Genomic DNA, 25121 nt, shown 5'->3' with positions numbered 1-25121 from the left:
AGAGCACTTAATCTTGAGTTTTAGGCATCGTAGCTGCAACTAAGGCCGTCAATAAACAGCCGACAGCAAGGTAGATTGCCACATAATGCCATGAACCATCACCCCAAATCACCAAAGCTGCTGCAATCATTGGGGTAAAGCCACCACCGATAATGCTAGCCACTTGATAGCCGACACCTGCGCCACTGTAGCGATAGGCGGTACCAAACAGTGAGGTGAAAATCGGTTGGTGTACACTCACCACCATATCATGGGCAATATTGGCAAGGAAAATTGCACCGACAATAATCAGCCAAGTATTTTGTGCATCAAGGGCCATGAAGAAGGGAAAGGCAGAAAGCGCACCAATCAATCCACCCAGAACACACATTTTACGATGATCAAATCGATCTGCTAGCCACGCAAAGAGCGGAATGCTGAAGCAGCTAATGGCACCAACCATTAAGGTGATATTGAGGAAGAACTGTTTGTCCATGCCCAATTGAGCGGTGGAATAATTCAGTGCAAAGTTCGTCACCAAATACATGGTGAGTAACTCGGTCAAGCGCAGCGCAATAATGTAGAAAAAGGCTTTGGGGTGTTGGCTAATCGCTTGCAGAATCGGTAATTTTTGTGGCGTTTGTTGAGCTTTGACCACATGGTCGACAAATTCTTGAGATTCGTCTTGATCACGTCGGATCCACATTGCGATAGCCAGCAAGACAATACTGGCAATAAAGGGAATTCGCCACGCCCAATCGGCAAAAGCATCTTCACCCAAAGTAGCAATAATCAAAGACACAGCGCCTGTTGCCAGAACGAGTCCGACGCCATAGCCAATTTGTACACCACTACTGTAAAAGGCTTTTTTGCCTTTCGGGGCATTTTCTACAGCCATCAGGGCAGCGCCGCCCCATTCACCACCGACAGCAAAACCCTGTATTGCCCGAAGTGTCACGAGCAGGATCGGGGCCCACCAACCGATGGCCGCAAAATTGGGTAATAAACCAATGCCGACCGTCGAAATCCCCATCAGGATGACGGTGAGCACCAACATTTTCTTACGACCCAGCTTGTCACCAAAATGTCCAAACACAATGCCGCCTAAGGGGCGGAACAAGAAGCCAACGCCAAAGGTCGCTAAAGCAGCAAGTGTGCCCATATTGTTGCCAATACTGGGGAAAAACTGATCTTTGAAAATGAGTGCGGCAACAATGCCATAAAGTAAAAAATCGTACCAATCGACTACGGCACCAATGAAGCTACTTAATGCGGCTTTACGAGCGCGTTGTTCTTGATTTTGTGAAATATTTTGAGGGTTTAGAGCAGATTTTGCAGAAGGCATACAGCGGGGTATTCCATGATTGACAACAGAGTTGCCCTGTAATATTCGGATTTGATCGTCACGCCAATCACAGGACAGCATGCTGAAAGTAAAGGTGATTTTCAGCATCTCAGCGCATACACGGATAATGTAGTGCGCTGATAGAGTACTCTAATTTTAGGCTTTGTGAATAGCAAATTGCTTTAATTTTGTTCTTCTGCCTAAATCTTAAGCAAATACGATCTTCTTGAAGTTTTTAGAGCAGCGAAAGTTGTGCTTCTTGGTTTTGCGCACTTAATTGATAGACACCTACGCCAATCAGACGAAATTGATCGTCCTCAGAAATATGCATTTCATGCAGTAATTGCTGCAACACCTGCGCAAGGTCTTCACGATGATTCAGTGACGATTTAAAACTCTTACTGTGCTGTAGCACTTGGAAATTCTTCAGTTTTAATTTGGCCGATACACCGCGCGCGCTTAACTGCTTTTTTTCTAAACTAGACCAAACTTGGTCAATCAGTTTGGGCCAATAGGGCTGACATTGGTTCAGGGTGAGATCATCATCAAAAGTGGTTTCTTTGGAAATCTGCTGACGCTCGCGGCTAGATTGGACCGGTCGTTCATCAATCCCTTGTGCATACAGATAGAGTTGTCGGCCATATTTACCGAAATGATGAATCAGAACGGCTTCTTCAATTTGTTGTAAATCACCCAATGTATTGAGTTGCATGGCTTTTAATTTTTCTTGAGTCACTTTTCCCACACCAGGAATTTTTTTCAGTGCCAAGTCATGGATGAAATGCAGAACTTGTGAAGGTTTGATAATACAAATGCCATTGGGTTTGTTCCAATCAGAAGCGACTTTAGCCAAAAATTTATTGGGCGCGACACCTGCGGAGGCAGTTAAACCAGTGCTTTGTAAAATCTCTGCCTGAATTCGCATAGCGACTTCGGTGGCGCTCGGAATGTGTTGTAAATTTTCTGTGACGTCCAAATAAGCTTCGTCTAAAGATAGCGGCTCAATCAGAGACGTATAGCGTTGAAAAATGGCATGAATTTGCGCCGAAACAGCACGATATTTTTCAAAATTAGGTTCGATCACCACGACCTGTGGGCAGAGTTTACGGGCCTGTGCCATCGACATTGCTGAGCGTAAACCAAACTCACGTGCAGGATAGGATGCGGCACAGATGACTGCACGAGGGTGATGTGAAGACACAACAACAGGAAGCTGCTTGAGTTCTGGACGTTCCCGCAGCTCTACTGATGCAAAGAATGCATCCATGTCGATATGTATGATTTTCCTCATACCTAGTTAGATCAGTGCCTAAAAATTGAATTTCAGTATCGCACAGTCAATCCAGCACTTTTCTGAATTTTTTAACTCAAACGACACAGGTTGACTGAGTAAAACCACCTTGGTGTTTTGAGCTGCTGCTGACTGTATCAATAGATTTAGGCTTTGATGGGTGTCATCGGCAAAGCGAGGCAAAAATTCGAGCTCTGGATTCAGTGGTTTGAAAAAATTATCCCAATGAATTGGAATCACGGTGCTGGGTTGAAGAGTCGCTAAGGTTTCTTTGAAATATTGCTGTTGAAACGCTGCCGTTTGCTTGGAAAGTTGGGCGATGCCTAGAAATAAGGTATCGACTTTTAGTTTTTGCAATTGCTTGGGCACAGCACCAGTACTGGCTTTGACTAAACTGTAATGCGGCCCATATTGGATGAGATAGTCATATGATCCACCTTCTTTAAACGCACTAAAATGTGCAGGGAGTTGTAGTGGCTGCGAAATTTCTTCTCCCAAATCATCATTCACGGCCGTTGGCGGTGTATGTTGCGAGGGGATGGCAGTAATGGTGAATTTACCGATTTGCATCGGCTGCCAAGCTTGAACTTCGTGTAATTGTGATTCAGCGATTGGCATCGCCCGTGCGATATTTAAGGTACTTTTAGAGCCGATAATCATGGCCTTGGGGAGCTGGTGGGCCAACATTGGAATATCGAGCGCATGATCATAATGTGAATGAGTCACGAAAATAGCACGTGTGCGTTTTAAGTCGTATTGGTCGATATAGCTGTGTAATAAAGGCTGATCACTTTGAATCTGAGTGAATATGGTCTGACTAAGCGATGGCCGACTAAAGAAGCCATCGATGAGGATTTGCTCTTGGCCATCGTCAAACAGTAAAGTCGAAACACCAAAGAATTTGACGTGATACGGCGCCGCTGAGCGAGTATCTGCAGTGCTTTGTGCGGGATGTTGATAATGCCACGTTTTAAACACTGCCAAGGTCCCTGAAGGTTGGATAAAGTAAGCCAATATCCCGATGGCGAGGATTATAAAGACTGAAAATATAATAAGAAAAATTTTTAAAATACGCATCCTGCGACTCAGTTTTCATGGATTATTTGCTTCGATGTTGTCCTGAGTCGGTGAATAAATCAACGGGGTTTGAGCGGCGAAACGCCATTTTTGTCTAAAAACTCAGTCCATGCCTTGGCATCACCTGAAAATACATTTAAATCGACAGTGGTCGAGATGCCTTGAATTTGTCCTTGATTGGTATGTTGCCAAATCAGCCATTTCGGATTGTTTTTTAGATCGGGTGGGCCTTTATATTCACGGACCCACAGCGGCGTCTGTTTAAACTCGCCTGCTAAGACAATATTATAAAAAGACTTCGAAGTATAAAAAATCGGTTGTTTGCCATAATGGCGGTGCAAGCGATCATGCATATAAGTGATTTCTTTGAGTAACTGCTCTTTGCTGTAGGTGTTAATGCAGTTGGTGTCATATTCCAAATCAATCACGGGAGGAAGGGCATCGGCTTTTTTCGGCACGGAAGCAATAAAATTTTCCGCCTGAATCTTGCCATCACGGCACAGACGGTAAAAATGATAGGCCCCAACTAAAAAGCCGTTTTCCCGTGCTTGCAGCCAGTTATCTTGAAATTTTCGATCTTTAAAATCACCACCTTCTGTGGCTTTGAGATAAACGAATTGGTATTTTTTAGGTGAAATTTTTGACCATTGAATATCTTTTTGATGATGGGAAACATCAAAACCTTGGACGGGATATTCTTCTGCAGATGCAGGGCGATGCGGCATCACGGCTAAATAACCTAATCCAGCCACCACCATGACGCCGCTGATAGCGCTGAGTGCAATAATCGGGCTGTATTTTTTGAGTGAACTTTTAGAGGTACGTGATTTGGCTTTTTTAGGCATGAAAATGTATCCAAGTATCCCTTTTATCATAACCTTTTAAGGGTTGATCTGTCATAGATTTGCCTGATGACACAGGTTTAGATATCCACATGTTTAGGAATCTGCCAAAAAATCGCTGCGGTAATCAGGTTAATGCAGCCGAGTAAAATCAAGGTGCTATGGAATGCTGTTTCGATTTGTGCAGGACCATAATAGGCCGTAAACACGTTGACTAAAGTCCCTGCCAAAGCCACACCGATACTCATCGAAACCATCATAATCATAGACAAGAAACTGTTGCCACTGCTGGCATCTTGTTGGGGTAAATCTTTGAGGGTTAAGGTATTCATCGAAACGAATTGCAGCGAGTTTAAAATACCAAAAATAAAAAAGTGTAAGGCACGTAACCAAGTGGGGGTTTCAGCCGTAGAGAGTGCAAAACTGCAAATACAGGCACCGACCAAGAAGGTATTTACCAATAACACTTTGCGATAGCCAAAGCGTTGAATAATTTGACGAATAATCGGTTTTGATGCCAATGAACCGAGTACAGTCGGTATCATCAATAACCCTGTGATAAAGGGCTCAAAGCCAAAAGCCACTTGTAGCATTAAGGGAATCAAAAATGGCATGGCATTGCCGCCAAGGCGGGCAAAGAAGTTGCCGATAATGCCAATGGCATAGATCCGATTTTGAAATAATTTACTGCGAAACAGCGCATTGGCATGGGTATGTGCATGAAAGGCATAGATCAAACTAGCGATGATCCCCGCAGTGACCAAAAGTAGGCTCCACCATAGCGGCAGATGCGGGCTAGCAAAGTTTTCAATGCCTAACGATAAACCCACCATGGCGACGACCAATAAGAAAAAACCCATAAAGTCGAAGCGTTGTACGCTCGGTTCGGTCACATTGGGCATGGCTTTAAAGGTAATAAGTACCCCTAGCAGTCCCATTGGAATGTTAATTAAAAAGATCCAATGCCATGTTGCGACTTCCACCATCCAACCGCCAAGGGTAGGGCCTATTAAGGGGCCCATCAAACCGGCAAGGCTCATCAGACTCATGGCCGATAAAAACTGTGTCCGAGGAATCACTTTGAGCATCGCCAAACGCCCAACAGGCAGCAGTAATGCGCCACCTATGCCTTGAATTACCCGATAAACCAACAGCTCATTCAGGCTATTGGCCATACCGCAGCCTAGCGATGCTAACGTAAAAATAATGATGGCTGTGAAATAAGTATTTCGTACGCCAAAACGATCGGCCAACCAACCACTTAAGGGAATACACGCCGCAACGGACAAGACATAGGCCACGACCACACTATGCATTTGAAGTGGGTCTTCACCTAGACTTCTCGCCATCGCTGGGATTGCGGTATTGACGATGGTCGTATCCAGGCCTTGCATAAAAAAGCCAATAGAGACCAATAGCACTAGAAGTCTAAATTCGGGTTGTAAAGCCTGATGCGTTGGCGTGCTATTCATAAGTCAATAAAGCTGAGATTTTTAAACAGTTTAAATGAATATTGCCATTTGGATGTAGTAAAAGCTTTGCATAATTGAGCCAAAAAATTGCAAGAAAAATGCAATGAAAGTTTAATCTCTATGCAACCTAATGTTTATAACTTGGTCATATTAAAATAAAAGATGAATGAAAACATGGAACTACAAGTTTCGGCACTGATGTGGTTAAACAAGGCGATGTGGGACCTGAAGGTCTGATTTTTATTGCGGCCAAGGATTCGCCCAATGCCCAACTTTGTTGGTGGTTGGAAATGAAGTGAACGGTAGCACTGCGGTTTATCAGATTAAATTGAAATAATTTAATTTTAAATTGTTGTTTTATATAAAATTTTTATTTTAATGTCGAGAAAAGCACGGCACAAAATTGTATGAACGCCAGATAAACTGTCATAATGCGCTCAAGTCCTTCATTTATTGGAGGGCTTTTTCTTTATGGCAAAGGTGTTTTGTTTTCATGACAATCGAAATTCTGATGGTCATAGGCTTCTGTCTCGCGGCCTATTCTATTGTCGGTAATGATGTGCCACAGACATTGGGAACCTTTATTTCATCCAATGCGCATCGCCCTTGGTGGCTGTTGTGGATCTATGTCAGCAGTATTCTAGCCATTGTATTGGTTTATGGTTGGTACAGTTCTGGCGTGGGGGATGCATCTTATGGTCGTTTAGAAACGATTCCATTTCCCGCAGAAGGGGTCACGTGGCTCTATATTGTGCCACCGATCTTACTGATCATTTTGACTCGCTACGGTATTCCAGTCAGTACCACATTCTTAGTGTTGACGATTTTCTCTCCGAGTAGTCTCGGTTCGATGTTAACCAAGTCGATGATGGGTTACGCGGTTGCTTTTGTTGTCGCGATTATTATTTACCGTTTTGTGATTAAAGGCATTTCGGTTTATTTCAGTAAAACACGTGATGAAACACCCTCGAATATTTGGATTGGACTACAGTGGGTTTCGACTGCATTTTTATGGAGTCAGTGGCTGATTCAGGATTTGGCCAATATTTTTGTCTACGTCCCTCGTCAGGTGCCGCTGGAGTTCCTGATTTTTGCAATTGTGGTATTTATCGTACTGCTTGGGATCATTTTGTACCAACGTGGTGGGGCGATTCAGGGCATTATCGACACCAAAACGGGTGTGGCTGATATCCGCTCGGCAACCATTATCGACTTTATGTATGCCTTGATTTTATTGGTGTTCAAAGAGTGGAGTAATATTCCAATGAGTACCACTTGGGTATTCTTGGGCTTACTTGCAGGACGTGAATTTGCCATGTCCATGCATTTACATGAAGTGAATAAATATCGAACTTCACGAAATGTCAGCAAAGATGCGATGAAATTGATGCTTGGTTTATTGATGAGTATTTTCTTAGCGACAACATTGCCATGGTTCTATCGTGTGGTGTCAGGTTAAGTCGGCACGATCTTGATTTGAAGTAGGACATCGAGCAATAAAAAAAGGGGAATACTTTATTCCCCTTTTTGACATCTAAAATACAGTTAGACCACGAAATTTTTCGGGCAATCTAAATTTTTCAGTGCGCTAAAGATCTGCTTCGAAGAATTACATACGATCAGTTTGGCACGATGCTGCGGCGGCAAGAAACCTTCAGCGACCGCATGGTCTAATTGTGCAATTAGTGCATCATAGAAGCCATTGACGTTATAAAGCATCATCGGTTTTTGGTGTTGATTCAACTGTCCCCAAGTGGCGATTTCTAAAATTTCTTCGAATGTACCGAGACCACCGGGCAGAGCAACAAAGGCACTTGCACGTTCTGCCATCATGGCTTTACGCTCATGCATACTGCGCACGACGTGTAGTTCAGTCAAATGATTATGTGCAATTTCATAATCCAACATAAACTCAGGAATCACACCCACGGCTTCGCCGCCATGATCGACCACAGCGTCAGCAACTTGACCCATCAGGCCAATACTGGCGCCACCATAGACCAGACCAAAACCATGTTCAGCCAAGCCTTGCGCTAATGCGATGGCTTTTTCTTGATAAATTGGATTGTTACCAGAGCGGGAGCCGCAATACAGTGCGATTAAAGGTTGTGTTGTAGCAGGAGAAGGATTACCACGTTTTTCTGTCATTTTTAATCCGCTATTCATTACGTTTTAATTTTACCTTAGCATGTTATTTTTTATGACACTACATTGGCAGCTAAATATGACAATTTAATGTCATCATTGGGTTTAAATTCTTCCATACAGAGATTGTACTTTGGTAAAAAAGGGTGAATTTTTACCTTAACTTGCTATACTTAAAACTTCATTTCAAGCTAAAGAACCGTCATGGGTAGTGGTTGTTGTCACTCAGCACACATTAAAATATTAGAAAGAACGCTATTAAAAGCGTTTGCGCATGTCCAATGCATTTCATCTTCAAATCAGCATGATCTACGTGTGAATAACATTCAGGAGATACAATTATGATCTTTGAATGGATGTCCGACCCATCTGCATGGGTGGGTTTATTGACACTGGTGGTGCTTGAGATTGTTTTAGGTATCGATAACCTGGTATTTATTGCGATTCTTGCGGAAAAATTACCGCCAGAACAGCGTAATACTGCACGGATTGTCGGCTTATTGCTTGCACTGTGTATGCGATTGATCTTACTGGCCTCGATTGCATGGGTGGTGACTCTAACCAATCCACTGTTCCATATTTTCGACCATCCATTTTCCGGTCGAGACCTGATTTTACTGTTTGGTGGGGTGTTCTTACTGTTTAAAGGCACCATGGAACTGCGTGAACGTCTTGAAAACAAGCCGATGCTAAAGGAAGAAAATCCTGTGCATGCGACGTTTTGGATGGTGATTGTGCAGATTGTGGTGCTCGATGCCGTGTTCTCGCTCGACAGCGTGATTACCGCTGTCGGGATGGTGAAACACCTTTCTGTCATGATGATTGCGGTCATTATTGCTGTCGGCATTATGCTGTGGGCATCTAAACCACTGATGAACTTCGTGAACCGTCACCCAACGGTGGTGATTCTGTGCCTGTGTTTCTTGATGATGATCGGTTTCTCGCTCTTAGTCGAAGGCTTTGGTTTTCATATTCCAAAAGGTTACTTATACGCGGCCATTGGTTTCTCTGTCATGATTGAGTTCTTGAACCAAACCATGCGTCATAATCAGGAAAAAATGGTGACAACCACAGACTTACGTTATCGCACAGCCTCAGCTGTGATGCGTATGCTCGGTGGGAAAAATGTTGCAGACAATCAAAATGAAAATGAAGATGTGCTTGCAACACGTGCTTTTGCTGATGAAGTCTTTGATGAAGACAACGGGGTTTACCACAGTGTCATGGTACAAGGGGTACTGGGTTTATCTGAGCGTCCAGTAAAGTCCGTGATGACACCTCGTCCTGAACTGGAATGGATTGATTTAGATGAAGAACCTGAGGCGATTCGTGCTCAATTACTCAGTACCACGCATTCACGTTTAATTGTGGCACATGGTGAGCTTGACAATATTGCGGGTGCGGTACTGACTCATAAAGTCATGAATGACTATATTGAAACGGGCGTACTCGATTTCGAAAAACATCTCCGTGAGCCAGTGGTGGTGCATGAAAATGCTCAAGTTTTGATGGTGATGGAACAATTGCGTCAAGCGCCGTTACAAATGGCTTTGGTGTTGAACGAATACGGTTCAATTGAAGGGATTGCAACACCGATTGATGTCTTAGAAGCGATTGCTGGTGAGTTCCCTGATGAAGATGAACCAGAGACGGCAGCAGAAAGTCTCGATGATGGTTCATTGTTACTCGATGGCTCAACCGACATTCGTCATGTGTCTTTATTGTTGGGTCGTGACTTGGTGGATGATGCTGAACAGTATTCGACATTGTCCGGATATATCTTATTTCATTTGGGCCGTTTACCAGCCAATGGTGAAAAATTCAAAGCGGATGAACACATCTTTGAAGTGGTCACAATGGATGGCCATAAGATCGAAAAAGTGCATGTCATTCCCATCCCAACTGAAGATTAAACTGATGCCAAGAGAACATTCAGCTTAATCTATATAGATCAGTATGGATTCACATACTGCCGATGAAAATTGTGTGGAAAGATCCGTTAAAATAGCCTGCATTGTCAGGCTATTTTTTTTATGGAAACAAACATGTCACAAGTCCAGTGTCCATGTGGCAAAGGTGAGTATGCTAGCTGTTGTCAGCCCTTACATGCGGGGCGTGAAAATGCACAAACTGCAGAGCAATTGATGCGTTCACGTTATAGTGCATTTGCACAACATGAGATTGATTATATTGTACAAACAACTGCAATTGGACAGCAGCAAGCCTTGGATGTGAGTGCCATTGCAGCGTGGAGTCAGGCCAATCAGTGGTTAAAACTTGAGGTGGTACAAGCCCAAGAAAAGCTCGATAAAAACCATGCTCAAGTTGAATTTAAAGCGCATTATCACGATGGGCATCAAGCGCAGGTACATCATGAAATTTCACACTTTGTGAAGTTCGAGCAGCGCTGGTATTTCCTTGATCCGACCACAGAGATGCAAATCACCATGAAGCAGCCGTGTATTTGTGGTTCTGGACGAAAATTTAAACAATGTTGTGCGCAATTTTTATAACATTTGAGCAGATTTAGCTTAGAATAGCGCGCATCTCAACCCTCAGTGGAAGAAGGGCGATGTTACTTACCGTTATTTATATTATCGCAATTACGGCAGAAGCAATGACAGGTGCATTGTCTGCGGGTCGGCGGAGTATGGACTGGTTTGGGGTAACATTGATTGCCTGTGTCACGGCACTGGGGGGCGGTTCGGTTCGTGATGTGCTACTTGGGCACTATCCACTGACATGGGTTAAGCATCCAGAATATCTCATGCTGACCTGCTTTGCTGCATTTGTCACCATCCTGATTGCAAAGTGGATGCGTCATCTTCGTAATATCTTCTTGGTTCTCGATGCCCTTGGTCTCATAGGTTTTACCATTATTGGCTGTCAAATTGCTTTAGAAATGGGCCATGGTTTTGTCGTCTCTGCAGTAGCAGGAGTGCTAACAGGTGTTTCTGGCGGTATTCTACGAGATATTCTATGTAACGATGTGCCGCTGGTGTTCCGCCGTGAACTTTATGCCAGTATTTCTTTTGTGTCCGTGATTTGTTATTGGCTCTGCATTGAGATTGGCTTATCGCTAGAATTGACCGTCATTGCGACGCTCATTTTCGGTTTCACCTTACGTCTGATCGCCATTTACTTTGGCTTAGAAATGCCTAAATTTATTTATAAAGATGATGATGATCAGTCAGTATCTTCAAAAGATTTGTCGTAGCTGCATTGCTATAACATCACATTAAAATGCTAAAAAGACGGATCAATGGTCGGTCTTTTGCATGGATCTATACTAAAAAACGCAAAATCATACATCCTGTTGGGAAAGCAGTGTTCATCCTTCCACCAGTTCAGAGATCTTGTTATGGACTTAGTCTCACGTATACAACGCTTACCCATCGGTAAGTTTCACTACACTTTACTTTGGGTTATTGGCCTTGGCTGGATGTTTGATGCCATGGATACGGGGCTCATTTCCTTTATCTTAGCGAAAATGGTTGAAGATTGGGCCATGACGCCAAATGATAAAAGTTGGGTGGTCTCGATTGGTTTTGTTGGGATGGCGATTGGCGCGGTGTTTTCTGGAGGACTGGCAGATCGCTTCGGTCGAAAAACAATCTTTGCATGGACATTGGTGATTTATAGCTTAGCCACTGCTGCATGTGCGTTTGCACCTAATCTAACTTGGTTATTGGTATTTCGTTTTATTGTCGGCTTAGGTTTAGGTGGACAACTCCCAGTCGCGGTGACTTTGGTCAGTGAATATATTCCAGCGCATGTACGTGGACGTTTTATTGTCTTACTAGAAAGTTTTTGGGGACTGGGCTGGTTGGTTGCTGCATTGGTATCACGCTTTATTATTCCGGATTTTGGTTGGCATGCGGCTTTCCTGATTGGCGGTATTCCTGCGTTATATGCGATCGTGATTTGGAAAATGGTGCCCGAATCGGTGCCTTATTTAATCAACCGTGGACGTTTTGATGAAGCACACGCATTGGTGAAAAAGATTGAAGCCAAATGTGGTGTAGAAGTTGTTGAAATCTTTGAAGTCAAACCGGTTGCAGAAAAGCACAACATCAGTTTTTCACAGTTGTGGTCAGGGATTTTTGCACGTCGTACTTTAATGCTGTGGCTCATTTGGTTCGGTATCGTCTTTTCTTATTACGGTATTTTTACATGGTTACCAAGCTTATTGGTCAAAGAAGGCTACACCATTGTTCAATCCTTTGAATATGTTTTGGTCATGATTTTGGCACAATTACCGGGTTATATTGCAGCGGCATGGTTGGTCGAAAAATTAGGTCGTAAAGCTACGTTGGCGGGCTTCATTGGGATGTGTGCCATTTCGGCATATTTCTTCGGTCAGTCTGGCAGTGTGACAGAGATTGTGATTTGGGGCTGTTTAATGTCCTTCTTTAATCTCGGTGCTTGGGGCGTACTTTACACCTATACACCAGAACAATACCCGGCCAATATTCGTGCCTTTGGTTCGGGCTGGGCGGGTGCCATTGGTCGGATCGGGGGCATTGCCGCGCCTTTTGCTGTGACACATATGATGGATATGGATCATGGTTTTAGCTATGTCTTTATGATGTTTACAGCAGTCTTAATTGCCGTTGCCGTGGTGATTTTGGTTTTAGGTGAAGAAACCAAAGGCAAAACTTTAGAATCCATTGGTCTATAAAGACTGTTGAATTTTTAGTTGCTCATGGTGAATAAAATGGATATTTTTACGCCATAAGACACAATTTGTCGCAGAGTGTTAGATCATCCCCTTGTATAGGGGGCACCTGCGACATAGCATAAGAACCCAATAAAGAACGAACAATTTAGGATTACAGGTTGTTATGACAAGCCTTGCGCATCATGCGACAGAAAACCGTTCCGTAGCAGAATTTACCGAACAAGCATATCTCAACTACGCCATGTACGTGATTATGGATCGTGCATTGCCACATATCAGTGATGGTCTAAAACCCGTTCAGCGTCGTATCGTCTATGCGATGAGTGAACTCGGGTTAAAGCCAACGGGTAAGCCAAAAAAATCTGCACGTACGGTTGGTGATGTACTGGGTAAATACCATCCTCACGGTGACTCAGCTTGTTATGAAGCTATGGTCCTCATGGCGCAGCCGTTTAGTTATCGCTATCCATTTATTGAAGGTCAGGGAAACTGGGGCTCACCAGATGATCCGAAATCCTTCGCAGCGATGCGATATACCGAAGCAAAACTGTCTGCTTATAGTGATTTATTATTGTCTGAGTTAGGACAAGGAACCTGTGATTGGCAGGATAACTTTGATGGTTCGATGAAAGAGCCAGTGAATTTACCGGCACGTGTTCCAAATATTTTACTCAACGGCACAACGGGTATTGCTGTGGGTATGGCAACGGATATTCCACCGCATAACTTACGTGAAGTGGTGAAGGGCACCATCGCCTTAATTCGCAATCCAAATTTAACCGATGAGAAAGTCGCAGAATATATTCCTGCGCCTGATTTGCCGACACGTGCGGAAATTATTACTTCTCCAGAAGAATTACTCAAAATTCAAACCACGGGTCGCGGTAGTTATCGAACTCGTGCAGTGTACAGCATTGAGAAAAATGAAATCGTGATTACGGAGCTGCCGTATCAGGTTTCAGGCTCAAAAGTGATCACGCAGATTGCAGATCAAATGCAGGCGAAGAAGTTGCCATTGGTCACGGACTTACGTGATGAGTCAGATCATAAAAACCCAACACGTTTAGTGATTGTCCTGCGCTCGAATCGTATTGATGCTGAATCGGTGATGAGTCATCTATTTGCAACCACAGACTTAGAGTCGAGTTATCGTGTCAATATGAACATGATTGGCGCCGATGGTCGTCCGCAAGTGAAATCGATCCGCCGTATTTTGTTGGAATGGATCGAAATCCGTAAAAATACCGTGACACGTCGTTTGACTTATCATCTGAATAAAATTGAAAAACGATTACACATACTTGCAGGCTTGATCATTGCCTATCTGAATATTGATGAAGTGATTCGTATTATTCGAGAAGAAGATCAGCCTAAACCGGTGTTGATGACGCATTTTAATATCGATGAAATTCAAGCCGAAGCCATTTTAGAACTCAAGTTACGTCATTTGGCAAAACTTGAAGAAATGGAAATGCGCCGTGAACAAGAAGAACTGGAAGCCAAAGCTGCCATTATTCGTGAACAATTGGCGAATCCTGAATCATTAAAAGCCTTGATCATTAATGAACTGAAAGAAGATGCGAAGACATTTGGTGATGACCGCCGTTCTCCAATTGTGAAACGTGCAGAAGCCCATGCGATTAATGAACAAGATATGCTTCCGGCAGATCCTGTGACTGTGGTGTTGTCTGAAGCGGGTTGGATTCGCTCGGCGAAAGGTCATGAAGTCGATGCTGAGAACTTAAATTTCCGTGCAGGTGACCAATATCTCAGCCATGCGCAAGGTAAATCGAATCAACGTGTGTATGTATTAGATGATGCCGGTCGTAGCTATGCTTTGGGCATCAATACTTTACCATCCGCGCGTGGTTTAGGTGAGCCTCTGAGTTCTAAACTTGCACCTGCAAGTGGTGTCGGCTTTAAACAAGTATTTATTGCTGAAGATGAAACAGAAGTCTTGGCGATGAGTAGTAAAGGCTATGGCTTTAAAACCCAAGCCAAAAACCTCGATACCAATGCAAAAGCAGGTAAAGCCTTCCTTACCTTATCTGAAGGCGCGGCGGTCATGAATTTAACGGCGATTGAGAATGCAACACATCTTGCACTCCTCAGTTCTGCGGGGCGTTTGCTGTTGGTTGAACTTGATGAATTACCAGTATTGAATAAGGGTAAAGGTAATAAATTGATACAACTTGAAGCAAAAGATCAAATAGTATCCATGACAACTTTGAATTTAGATGAAATAATTCAAGTGCTTGCAGGAAATCAACAATTAAAGCTTAAAGGCGACGATCTGCAAAAATATGTGGGTAAACGTGCATCGAAAGGCGTGTTGTTACCACGTGGATATCAAAAAGCAAATAAACTGTTCATTCAAAGATAATACTAGCATCCATGGAACGAAATACGTTATATATGCTGTTATTCGTGAAATGGATGCAATATTAAGCACAAACAAGTTAAATAATGACCGCTTAATATTGAAAAAAAACAGTTGGATTATTAAGGATTACGACAGGAGAATTGGGCGTTATGGAAAAGATTTGGTTCGCTGAATACCAAAAGACAGGGATTCCAGAAACTGTAGAATTACCCGCAGAAAATACCTCATTGGTCGATATTTTTGAGCGTAATTTTCAGAAGTTTGGCTCAAGAGATGCCTTTATCTTCATGGATAAGGTCTTAACTTTTAAAGAACTTGATGAAGCAAGCCGTAAATTTGCAACCTATTTGCAAAGTTTAGGTTTGGCACAAGGTTCACGCGTTGCAGTTATGATGCCTAACGTTCTTCAATATCCTGTTGTTGCATTAGGTGTATTCCGTGCTGGACTGGTATTGGTCAACGTGAATCCATTGTATACCTCTCGTGAGCTTGAACATCAATTAAATGACTCTGGTTCAGAGGCATTGGTTATCATTGAAAACTTTGCATCTGTTTACCAAGCGATTATTGGTAAAACCCCAGTAAAACATGTGATCGTGGCATCTGTGGGTGACATGCTCGGTACACTGAAAGGTACATTGGTTAACTTTGTATTACGTTCAGTGCGTAAACAAATTCCAGCTTGGAACATTCCAGGTCATATTCGCTTTAATGCAGCAATGTCTAAAGTGAGTGCAAACAATTACAAACGTCCAAACTTAACTCTAAGTGATACTGCAGTACTTCAATATACTGGTGGTACAACTGGCGTATCTAAAGGCGCAGAATTGACACATCGTAACCTTGTGTCAAACATGTTGCAGTGTGATGGTATTTTCCAAAGTAAATTTGGTCAGCAAGATGGTCAGCCAGATGATCGTATCTTCTGTGCATTACCGCTGTATCACATCTTTGCATTTATGGTGTGTGCACTTTACGGCATGTACAAAGGTCAGGCGAACGTATTGATTCCTAACCCGCGTGACCTACCTGCGGTAATGAAAGAATTACGTAAATACCAACCTTCATTCTTTCCAGCAGTGAACACTTTGTTTAATGCTTTGGTGAACAATGAAGAGTTCAAGCAACTTGACCACAGCAAGCTAAAAATGGCGATGGGTGGTGGTATGGCAGTACTTCCTTCGACTGCAGAAGCGTGGAAGAAAGTTACCGGTACCAATATCATCGAAGGTTATGGCTTATCAGAAACTTCACCTGTTGCAACTGCAAACCCTCCAGCATCAATGGAATTCAGCGGTACGATTGGTATTCCATTGCCACTGACTGAAGTTGCTATTTTAGATGATGATGGCAATGAAGTTGCTCAAGGTGAGCAAGGTGAAATTTCGATTCGTGGTCCTCAAGTCATGAAAGGCTATTGGAACCGTCCAGATGAAACTGCCAAAGTAATGACGGCGGACGGTTTCTTCCGTACTGGTGACATTGGTGTCATGGATCCACGCGGTTATGTGAAGATTGTAGACCGTAAAAAAGACATGATTTTGGTATCGGGTTTCAACGTTTATCCTTCTGAAATTGAAGAAGTTGTTGCAAAACATCCAAAAGTACTAGAAGTTGCTGCGATTGGTGTTCCTGATGAAAAATCAGGTGAAGTACCTAAATTATTCGTTGTGAAAAAAGATCCATCTTTAACGACTGAAGAAGTTTTGGCATTCGCAAAAGAAAACTTAACTGGCTATAAACGCCCACGTTATGTTGAATTTATGGATGAATTACCAAAATCGAATGTTGGTAAGATTCTACGTAAAGATTTGCGTAAAACAGCATAATATGATGCATAAAAAAAGCGCCTTCGGGCGCTTTTTTTATCGCTTTTAATTTAGATCATTAAAGATTACCTTTATTCATCGACCAGCGATCAAAGTAGCGACGTCCTACTCCAAAAACACCTAAGAAGATAAACATCGCGCCGAACTGACGACTAAAGCCAGATTGGTTATAGCTGCCATAGGTTAAAATATTGTCGACTAAACAATATAGTGCAATGACAATGACCCAATGCCAAAGGGGAAGTTGCTTGATGGAAACTGCATAGAATGCAATCCACATTATGACAAAGCTGAAAACAGTCGACCATACATTTAAGTTGGCACAGATCACAGCAAGTAAAAATGCAGTCACAGGAATGACAATTTTTAAAACACGATCGACGCGAAGCTGATGGCGTTTTTGCTCTTCAAGAACTTCAAATAATTGATCTTGATCAGAAGTACTCATAGAGGATCCTTTCATCTGCCGATTATAAAAACACTATATTTAACAAAAATTATTCACGAAATGCCATGGTATTATAGCAGCCATAAAAATCTTCCTGAGAAAAAACACATGCACAGCATCAGTGGGATCATCTATCTCATTTTGGCCGCTTGTTTACTGCCATATGTATTTACATTTATTGCGAAGCGAGCTGCAGGTTTTAAGTCGAGTGATAATCAAAATCCACGTGAAGTTTTAGCGCGCTCTACAGGGTTGGCGAGCCGCGCACATGCAGTGCAGCAAAATAGTTTTGAAAGTTTACCTTTATTTATTGCGGCTATATTAATGGCTGAATATATGGTGATTCATCAACAATACATCATGACCTTTGGGATTGCCTATCTCGTTTTACGCGTCATTTATGGGCTATGTTATTTAGCCAATTGGGCAACTTTACGTTCAATCATTTGGACCTTGTCGATGTTATGCCCGATTTGCCTGATGTTATTGGTTATTAAATTAAGCTAAATGTTCTGCTTGATGATTAAATTATCAGCATGATCGCTAAAATCACAAAAAAAGCGATAAAACCGTTATAATTGTGCCGGATTAAAAGATTTAACTTTGTTTAAAGAGTGATGCTATGAGCTACAGCAATATCCCAGCGGGTAAAGATGCACCAAACGACATCTATGTCATTATTGAAATTCCTGCAAATGCAGCACCAATCAAATACGAAATCGATAAAGATTCTGATGCGTTATTTGTAGACCGTTTCATGGGTACTGCAATGTTCTACCCAGCGAACTATGGTTATGTTCCAAATACATTATCTTTGGATGGTGACCCACTAGACGTACTTGTGGTAACTCCACATCCAGTAGAACCAGGTTCTGTAATTCGTTGCCGTCCTGTTGGTAAATTGAACATGGAAGATGACGGTGGTGTTGACGCAAAACTCGTTGCGGTTCCACACGACAAATTGACTCCGCTTTATAAAGATGTTCAAGAATATACAGATCTTCCTGCGTTATTGATCAATCAAATTGAACATTTCTTCCAACACTACAAAGACTTAGAGCCTGGTAAATGGGTTAAGTTAAGTGGTTGGGAAGGTGCTGATGTTGCTAAACAAGAAGTACTTAGCTCAATTGAAGCTTACAAAGCTGCGAACAAATAATATTGTTTTAAGCTGAGCATCGTTTTTATATAAAAACGATGCTCATAAAAAAACCTGCACAGTGTGCAGGTTTTTTTTTCGCTATCTTAGAGGAGCTGTGAAATTAAAATAATTTCACAGGGATGTCTAAGAATAAACGCCATTCGTTTGTATCGCCGATATAAGCATTTGTTTGGTAATCATCGCTAGCACGGTAGTATGAGTGACGAACACGTAAGCTTGCATCTTTGGCAAAACCAGATTGAACAGTATATTTCACTTGGTTAAAGAATTCGCGTTCTTGTGCATCGTCAGTTAAGCCAGCAACTTTGATGTCCCAGCCATATACAAATGCAGTTGTCCAAGTTAAACCAGGAACATTCATACCCGCAAAGTTATATGTGTATTGAACCTGAGCAGATTTTTCATCATTACCGATGAAGTCAGATAGATAAGAGTTTGGTAGGTAGATACTTTGACCGCCATCAGCATTTTCGCCATAGTCATAACCAGTGTTGCCACTGTTTTGTTGGTAAGCCAACATTACGTTATGGTTACCCGTGTTATACGTACCTGAAACCGCCCAAATCGAGTTTTGACGATCTGAGTCATCTGCAAGGATTTGTGAATAAGTACTACCTTCTTTGTCCCATTCAGTATGGTAACCACTAAAGTCAAAAGTTAATGTATCTTTGTTTGCTAATGGATAGGTATAGTTCACATTTGCATAATGGCGCTCAAGCGCTTCTTTGCTGTCTAAACCGTAGTATGACGCATTAAGCTGATCATTAAATTTGTATTTAGCACCCCAAACAATTGCGCGGTCTAATTTACGACCATCAGTATCAATTTGATCTGAGTATTGGTTTTTAGTGAATTTACCAGCTGTCAGTTCTAAGCCATTAATTTCACGGCTTGTTGCTAACACACCTTCAAAATATTCAGGAACCAAACGAGCTGTGTTACTTGCAAGTACAGGTAGATCTAGAACTTGAGTACCATAAGTCACAGTTGTATTTGAAATACGTGCTTTTACGTTCGCGCCACCACGAGCCCAATGATCATAAGTATCACCAGAGTTTTCTTTGCCATTCAACGTTTCACGAGGAATCATGTTGTTGCCGGCATTGTTGTTGTCACCGATTTTAAATGAACCATCACCAACAACACCTACACCAAAGCCAACAACACCTTGAGTGAAGCCTGAATCTAATTTCACAATCGCAGTTTGTGCCAGTGAGCTAGTGTCATCTACACCATTTTTCTTATCTCGCTTAATGTAACCTGTACGGAACAATACAGAGCCTTCGGCATCTTCCACAAAGCCTTTAGATTCACTTTGTTCGCTAGCAAAAGCAGTAGAAATAAGAGCAGCGTTTACTAAGACTGCAAGTGTTAGTTGTTGAGCTTTAAGCATTGGGAGAGAGCCTCATGCAAATTTGGTTAATATGTAGTGCGATTGTATATTTTTTCTTAAAAAAATCACTATTTTTAATGCGCTTATTACACTAAAGTTAGAAAATGGCCAGATCATTGGTCAATCTGTAATAAGCAAATGTTTCGTATGTTATTGTTGTTTAACAAATAGTTTATTTAAATTGAATATATATCAATCTAAAGAGAAGTTTATTCATTACTTATCATAAAAAAATATAAAAAATGGTAAAAACTTTCATTTAACTTGCTGATTTATCATCATTCTTCGCGAAAAATTGTGCTGAATCTAAATTCGTATTTTGATCAAAAAGTATAACAATGGCTGAGGTGCATGGCATCACTGTTCAGGCACAGTAAGCACTGTTGGCGTGTTTTTTGTAAAGAGAGAATGACTTTTAGCGAAGTCGTCAGAAATTTTTCCTTAAAAAAACAGTTCAATAAAAGATGATAATATTCGTGATAAATACATATAAATGAATGCATTAAATCATTGTTAAAGACTGGAACACGATAAAAGATATTTTATGAATCAATAGCTTATTTTTTACTATTTTATATAATCTTACCTTTGTTTTTAAATGATTTAATTGATCAAAATAAGAAAAAGGGGCTATACAGTGCGGTAAAATCGATTAAAATCGGCGCTAAATTTTACTCAACCCAATCCACGATCGATCCGATGTGGGGACTAAACATGATTCAATTTTATAAAAAAGCCATTTTAAGTATTTTAGTGACCCTAGGTACAGTCCCTGCATTTGCAGAACAAACTGAACAAGCCACAACTGCACAAGGGAATTGGTCTGGAAGTTTAGGCGTGGTAAACAAATATGTGTACCGTGCGAGTGAAGAAAATGATCAAGCGGCATTACAAGCCGGACTTGAATATGCACACAACAGTGGGCTGTTCGCGGGCTATTGGGGGTCTACACTCAACTATGACCCTACGGACGAAAGTCAGTCACATGGTTTTGAACATGATTTCTATGTTGGATATGGACGTGAACTGAATGAAGATTGGAGCTATAAGTCACAAGTGATGGCTTATGTCTATCAAGGTGGCGGTTCAGTTTATAACGATGACCGCTCTGAAAAGCGTCGCACAACGGGCGTCGAATTTATTCAGGACATAAGCTATAAAGATTTAACTGCAAGCATGGCTGTATTGTTGTCTGATGTTAATTATGGCAACGCAGGCGATGTATATCTGAATGCTGCTTATAGCTATGCATTACCTTATGATGTTTCATTAAATTCATCGCTTGGTGTTTCTGTTTTTAATGACAGTCGTGATGACAGCCTATTAACAACCACAGAAGATGTGGTGTTCACTGAAGCACGTTTAGGCTTGAGTAAACCGATTGCGGATACTGGATTTGAAATTGCTGCTGACTATGTATGGGGCGGTAAAGATCGTGAAGGCGAGCAATTAGACGATAACGTTGTGGTTGGATTGACCTATTCTTTCTAACATTAACGAGTTGACTGTATTTGGTCATATTCTTGAAAGTGCATAATGGTGATTGTGCACTTTTTTTATGCATTTTTGAGATCGGTGTTGAAAAAATATACTCAAAAAAGCGCATTTTTAAAATCCTGTTACAACTATCAACCCGAAGATTTAAATAATCTGAATAGTTAACAATCGGCATTCTAAAAAAAATCGTAGAGAAAAATCGTTAAATATAAATATTAAAAAATAGTAAATAAAAACAATATTATATTAATTTTTATTAAGCCAAAATGGTGACTTTTATAAAAAAAATATGCGCTTATTTTTAAACATGGCACAGCGCTTGCTAATACCTCATTGAGTTCAACGAAATAACCAAAAAATACGTCGTCGCACGATGTGGGGGAACAAACCATGAAATTTGCACTTAAAGCTTTATCAATCGCTGTACTTGGAGCAGCATCGACGTTTACATTTGCTGAAGCACCTGCTTCAGAGCATTCTGTATCTGGAAATATCGGCGTACTATCTAGCTATAATTTACGTGGTATTACCAATGTGCCTGAAAATAAAGATGCGACAATCCAAGGTGGTTTGGATTATAGCCATGCATCAGGCTTCTATGCGGGTTGGTGGGGTTCAACATTAAACTATGGTGATGACCTACCGAATGGTTTTGAAAATGATTTTTATGCGGGCTATAACGGTTCAATTAATGATGATCTTGGTTACACAGCAGGTCTAACTTACTACTATTACTATGATATTGATACAAGTGATGCAAACGGTTTAGAAACAATGCTTGGGCTAAGCTATAAAGATTTTGGCTTAACAGCGCAAACTTTGCTTGAAGATGTTTCATGGGGTAATGCAGGTGATACTTATATCAAAGCATCATATAGCTATGCACTTCCTAAAGACTTCAGTCTAGATACCGCGCTTGGTTTATATGCATATCAAGATTCAGGTGATTTTGAAGATAATTTAGGAACAACAGAAAGCTTTGGTTTCCGTCACTTTGATATTGGTCTAAGCAAGCCTTTAGCAGATACAGGTGTTACCGCAAGCATGAATTACACAGTTGGTGGTTATGACCGTGCGGATGAAAAACAAAAGAATAAAGTCGTATTTGGTTTGAAATACGAATTCTAATGTTAAAAAGCATTAAAAATGGCGACCTAGGGTCGCCATTTTTTTAAGTATTGAGCTGGCTTCGATAGGACAGTGCTTCAGAAACGTGCTGAGCTTGAATGTGTTCACTTTGAGCTAAGTCGGCAATGGTTCTGGCAACACGTAACACCCGATGATAGGCACGCGCAGATAAATTCATTCGTTGCTGTGCTAACTGTAAAATATTCTGCGCAGTAGCATCCAAAACCGCTTGTTGCTCCAATTGCGTCGGCGTGAGCGCCATATTGGATTTTTGCTGACGCTCTATTTGTAACTCATAAGCTTGAATGACACGATGCCTAACTGTACTTGAACTTTCAACCTCTTGCGAACTTTGTAATTCATGCGCTGCCAGTGGCGGGACATCTATATGTAAATCAATACGATCTAATAATGGACCTGAAATACGGTTTTGATAGCGTTTAATACTTTCAGCACTACATTGACAGCGGCTGTCTTGGTTAAAGGCATAGCCACATGGGCAAGGATTCATTGCTGCGATCAATTGAAAATTCGCAGGGAAGGTGATTTGACGAGAAGCCCGTGAAATCACAATTTCTTTGGATTCGAGTGGTTGCCGTAATACCTCCAACACCTTTCGATCAAATTCAGGCAGCTCATCTAAAAATAAAACCCCTAAATGTGCCAAGGTGATTTCACCCGGTTTAGGATTTGATCCTCCACCGACGAGGGCAATCGCAGATGCCGTATGGTGTGGCGCACGAAATGGACGTTGCCCAAAATGATGATTTGCACCTGCAATGGAATAAATACTCGCGACTTGCAAATTTTCTTGCATATCTAAGGGCGGAAGAATGCTGGCTAAACGCGAGGCGAGTAGAGTTTTACCTGTGCCTGGAGGGCCACGAAATAGCAGGGAATGACCGCCAGCCGCCGCAATTTCTAAAGCACGACGTGGTCTCAGTTGACCTTTCACATCAGATAAATCAAAAGGGTAACTGTGTTGATTAGCTGACGATGTTGAAGGGTGGCTGCTGATTAAGGCTGAACGACTCAAATGTTCACATACATCCTTAAGATGCTGAGCAGGAAAGACTTGGAACTCCGGCAGTTGCGCCGCTTCATCGGCATTGAGTGCCGGTAGAATCAGATGATGCCCGATATGCTGACAGGCAATGGCTATACTTAAGATGCCACTGACAGGTCGTAAATAACCATCAAGTGCCAATTCTCCAATAAATTCAAAACCATCTGCTGCATTTTCAGGAAGTTGTCCCGACGCGATCAGAATCCCTAAAGCAATGGCGAGATCTAAACGTGAACCATCTTTGGGTAAATCTGCGGGTGCAAGATTGATGGTCAGACGTTTGGTCGGAAACTGAAAGCCGCTATTAATAATCGCAGAGCGGACACGGTCTTTACTTTCACGGACGGCGGCCTCAGGTAGGCCCACAATGGTCAATGAAGGCAGGCCTTGGCTGACATGAACTTCAACTTCAATTTGGGGTGCATTTAAGCCGAGCAAACCCCGAGTATAGATTTTGGCAAAAGACATATTATTGTTCCGTTATGGTGCATTATTTTTAATCGTTATGCGTCTTTTGTTGCACTAAAAAGGTGCTTATTTTTTGTTCTGAATTTTTTGTTCGAGTTCTTCGACGTGTTTCAACAATTCATTTAAACGTAAATTGGCATTATTCAGTGCAGTACGTTGGCGTTCGATTTCTTCTTTAGATACGAGATCCATTTTGCTCACAGCTTCATTGAGTAAGCTGCGAAGATTATGTTCGACGTCTTTTTTCGGCTGATCGATTTGTTCTAATATCGCTTGTAATAAGGTTTCAATCATTGTTTTGACCATCCTCAGTGAATTGGTGGCAGCAGTTTAACATCGCCACATTCATGACCATAGTGCTTTTATTTAAATATGCGTTTAATCGATCAGTAAAATCGTAATTCTTCTAGTAAAAACGTCTATTTTTATAAGCATACGCAAGATTATCCGTATAAAATAGGTTATAAAGAAATCTCATGCTGGGCTGACTATTTTCCCCCGACTGTAGTCATATTGGCATGAAAATTGAACATAAAACCTTACAGGTGAAATAAGCCGAAGGAAAACAAAACATGAAGCTCGTAACTGCAATTGTAAAACCTTTTAAATTAGATGACGTGCGTGAAGCACTCTCTGAAAATGGTGTTCAAGGGATCACTGTCACTGAAGTTAAAGGCTTCGGTCGCCAGAAAGGTCACACTGAACTTTATCGTGGTGCTGAATATGTGGTTGATTTCTTACCAAAAGTAAAAATCGAAATCGCAATCAGTGATGAAATGGTCGATACCGTAATTGAATCAATTACTCGTGTTGCAAGCACAGGAAAAATTGGCGACGGTAAAATTTTTGTAAGCAATCTGGAACAAGTCATCCGTATCCGTACTGGTGAAACAGGTGCAGATGCCGTTTAAAAAA

Annotated in this window: 22 protein-coding genes; 12 read left to right on the top strand and 10 right to left on the bottom strand. The window is 41.7% G+C overall.

Features of this window, described 5'->3' with window-relative positions:
* Positions 1 to 7 precede the first annotated feature (7 nt).
* From shiA to mdtD, 5 genes are all read right to left on the bottom strand, one after another.
* Positions 8 to 1324: a shikimate transporter gene (gene shiA, locus G0029_RS14840; protein WP_180024262.1), complete on the bottom strand. Its 1317-nt coding sequence runs from the start codon at positions 1322 to 1324 to the stop codon at positions 8 to 10.
* Between the two features lie 235 nt (positions 1325 to 1559).
* Positions 1560 to 2615, bottom strand: coding sequence for a DNA polymerase IV (gene dinB, locus G0029_RS14835; protein ID WP_180106745.1), 1056 nt, complete (start codon positions 2613 to 2615; stop codon positions 1560 to 1562).
* 18 nt (positions 2616 to 2633) lie between these two features.
* A complete protein-coding gene (locus tag G0029_RS14830; RefSeq protein ID WP_180109862.1) occupies positions 2634 to 3692 on the bottom strand; it encodes an MBL fold metallo-hydrolase in 1059 nt (352 codons plus the stop codon).
* Positions 3693 to 3751: 59 nt separating this feature from the next.
* Positions 3752 to 4537, bottom strand: coding sequence for a GH25 family lysozyme (locus G0029_RS14825; RefSeq protein ID WP_180109861.1), 786 nt, complete (start codon positions 4535 to 4537; stop codon positions 3752 to 3754).
* A 77-nt stretch (positions 4538 to 4614) separates the two neighbouring features.
* Positions 4615 to 6006: a multidrug transporter subunit MdtD gene (gene mdtD / locus G0029_RS14820; protein ID WP_180106748.1), complete on the bottom strand. Its 1392-nt coding sequence runs from the start codon at positions 6004 to 6006 to the stop codon at positions 4615 to 4617.
* A gap of 493 nt (positions 6007 to 6499) precedes the next feature.
* Here mdtD and G0029_RS14815 point away from each other — a divergent pair, with 493 nt between their 5' ends.
* Positions 6500 to 7465, top strand: a complete 966-nt coding sequence (locus G0029_RS14815) for a hypothetical protein (protein ID WP_180106750.1) — start codon at positions 6500 to 6502, stop codon at positions 7463 to 7465.
* 86 nt (positions 7466 to 7551) lie between these two features.
* Here G0029_RS14815 and G0029_RS14810 read toward each other — a convergent pair whose 3' ends face one another.
* On the bottom strand, positions 7552 to 8172 hold the full coding sequence (locus G0029_RS14810; RefSeq protein ID WP_078192607.1) for a TIGR00730 family Rossman fold protein: 621 nt from the start codon (positions 8170 to 8172) through the stop codon (positions 7552 to 7554).
* Positions 8173 to 8492: 320 nt separating this feature from the next.
* Here G0029_RS14810 and G0029_RS14805 point away from each other — a divergent pair, with 320 nt between their 5' ends.
* The 6 genes from G0029_RS14805 to G0029_RS14780 all read left to right on the top strand — a co-directional run bounded on the left by G0029_RS14805 (position 8493) and on the right by G0029_RS14780 (position 17044).
* Complete coding sequence (locus G0029_RS14805) at positions 8493 to 10064, top strand: TerC family protein (RefSeq protein ID WP_180109860.1); 1572 nt, start codon at positions 8493 to 8495, stop codon at positions 10062 to 10064.
* A gap of 132 nt (positions 10065 to 10196) precedes the next feature.
* Positions 10197 to 10664 (top strand): YchJ family protein, encoded by a 468-nt coding sequence (locus G0029_RS14800; RefSeq protein WP_180109859.1) that lies wholly within the window; start codon positions 10197 to 10199, stop codon positions 10662 to 10664.
* Between the two features lie 59 nt (positions 10665 to 10723).
* The gene (locus G0029_RS14795; RefSeq protein ID WP_078189475.1) at positions 10724 to 11368 is read left to right on the top strand and encodes a trimeric intracellular cation channel family protein; all 645 of its coding nucleotides are present in this window, start codon (positions 10724 to 10726) and stop codon (positions 11366 to 11368) included.
* A 144-nt stretch (positions 11369 to 11512) separates the two neighbouring features.
* A complete protein-coding gene (locus G0029_RS14790) occupies positions 11513 to 12832 on the top strand; it encodes an MFS transporter (RefSeq protein WP_180109858.1) in 1320 nt (439 codons plus the stop codon).
* A 163-nt stretch (positions 12833 to 12995) separates the two neighbouring features.
* A complete protein-coding gene (gene parC, locus G0029_RS14785; RefSeq protein WP_180109857.1) occupies positions 12996 to 15215 on the top strand; it encodes a DNA topoisomerase IV subunit A in 2220 nt (739 codons plus the stop codon).
* A gap of 149 nt (positions 15216 to 15364) precedes the next feature.
* Complete coding sequence (locus G0029_RS14780) at positions 15365 to 17044, top strand: long-chain-fatty-acid--CoA ligase (protein ID WP_078189472.1); 1680 nt, start codon at positions 15365 to 15367, stop codon at positions 17042 to 17044.
* A gap of 58 nt (positions 17045 to 17102) precedes the next feature.
* On the opposite strand, the gene G0029_RS14775 is transcribed toward G0029_RS14780, so the two are convergent.
* Positions 17103 to 17492: a hypothetical protein gene (locus tag G0029_RS14775; protein ID WP_180049881.1), complete on the bottom strand. Its 390-nt coding sequence runs from the start codon at positions 17490 to 17492 to the stop codon at positions 17103 to 17105.
* Between the two features lie 108 nt (positions 17493 to 17600).
* Between G0029_RS14775 and G0029_RS14770 the strand changes: the two genes are divergently transcribed.
* Both G0029_RS14770 and ppa read left to right on the top strand, forming a co-directional pair.
* Positions 17601 to 17999 carry an MAPEG family protein gene (locus G0029_RS14770; RefSeq protein WP_078189470.1) on the top strand — a complete coding sequence of 133 codons (399 nt, stop codon included), beginning with the start codon at positions 17601 to 17603 and terminating at the stop codon, positions 17997 to 17999.
* Between the two features lie 115 nt (positions 18000 to 18114).
* Positions 18115 to 18651 (top strand): inorganic diphosphatase, encoded by a 537-nt coding sequence (ppa, locus tag G0029_RS14765; RefSeq protein ID WP_078189469.1) that lies wholly within the window; start codon positions 18115 to 18117, stop codon positions 18649 to 18651.
* Positions 18652 to 18754: 103 nt separating this feature from the next.
* On the opposite strand, the gene G0029_RS14760 is transcribed toward ppa, so the two are convergent.
* Positions 18755 to 20047, bottom strand: a complete 1293-nt coding sequence (locus tag G0029_RS14760; RefSeq protein ID WP_180102294.1) for an OprD family outer membrane porin — start codon at positions 20045 to 20047, stop codon at positions 18755 to 18757.
* A gap of 714 nt (positions 20048 to 20761) precedes the next feature.
* Between G0029_RS14760 and G0029_RS14755 the strand changes: the two genes are divergently transcribed.
* Both G0029_RS14755 and G0029_RS14750 read left to right on the top strand, forming a co-directional pair.
* The gene (locus tag G0029_RS14755) at positions 20762 to 21538 is read left to right on the top strand and encodes a TorF family putative porin (protein ID WP_180109856.1); all 777 of its coding nucleotides are present in this window, start codon (positions 20762 to 20764) and stop codon (positions 21536 to 21538) included.
* Between the two features lie 396 nt (positions 21539 to 21934).
* A complete protein-coding gene (locus tag G0029_RS14750) occupies positions 21935 to 22672 on the top strand; it encodes a TorF family putative porin (protein WP_180008086.1) in 738 nt (245 codons plus the stop codon).
* Positions 22673 to 22715: 43 nt separating this feature from the next.
* Here the strand turns inward: G0029_RS14750 and G0029_RS14745 are convergent, their stop codons facing one another.
* Positions 22716 to 24206: a YifB family Mg chelatase-like AAA ATPase gene (locus G0029_RS14745; RefSeq protein ID WP_180039915.1), complete on the bottom strand. Its 1491-nt coding sequence runs from the start codon at positions 24204 to 24206 to the stop codon at positions 22716 to 22718.
* Between the two features lie 66 nt (positions 24207 to 24272).
* Positions 24273 to 24500 (bottom strand): accessory factor UbiK family protein, encoded by a 228-nt coding sequence (locus G0029_RS14740; protein ID WP_078189551.1) that lies wholly within the window; start codon positions 24498 to 24500, stop codon positions 24273 to 24275.
* A 278-nt stretch (positions 24501 to 24778) separates the two neighbouring features.
* Here G0029_RS14740 and glnK point away from each other — a divergent pair, with 278 nt between their 5' ends.
* Positions 24779 to 25117, top strand: a complete 339-nt coding sequence (glnK, locus tag G0029_RS14735; RefSeq protein WP_067763174.1) for a P-II family nitrogen regulator — start codon at positions 24779 to 24781, stop codon at positions 25115 to 25117.
* Positions 25118 to 25121 lie beyond the last annotated feature (4 nt).

The sequence above is a fragment of the Acinetobacter sp. YH12138 genome, assembly GCF_015218525.1.
Classification (GTDB): domain Bacteria; phylum Pseudomonadota; class Gammaproteobacteria; order Pseudomonadales; family Moraxellaceae; genus Acinetobacter; species Acinetobacter amyesii.
This window is presented reverse-complemented; position numbering and strand designations above follow the sequence as displayed.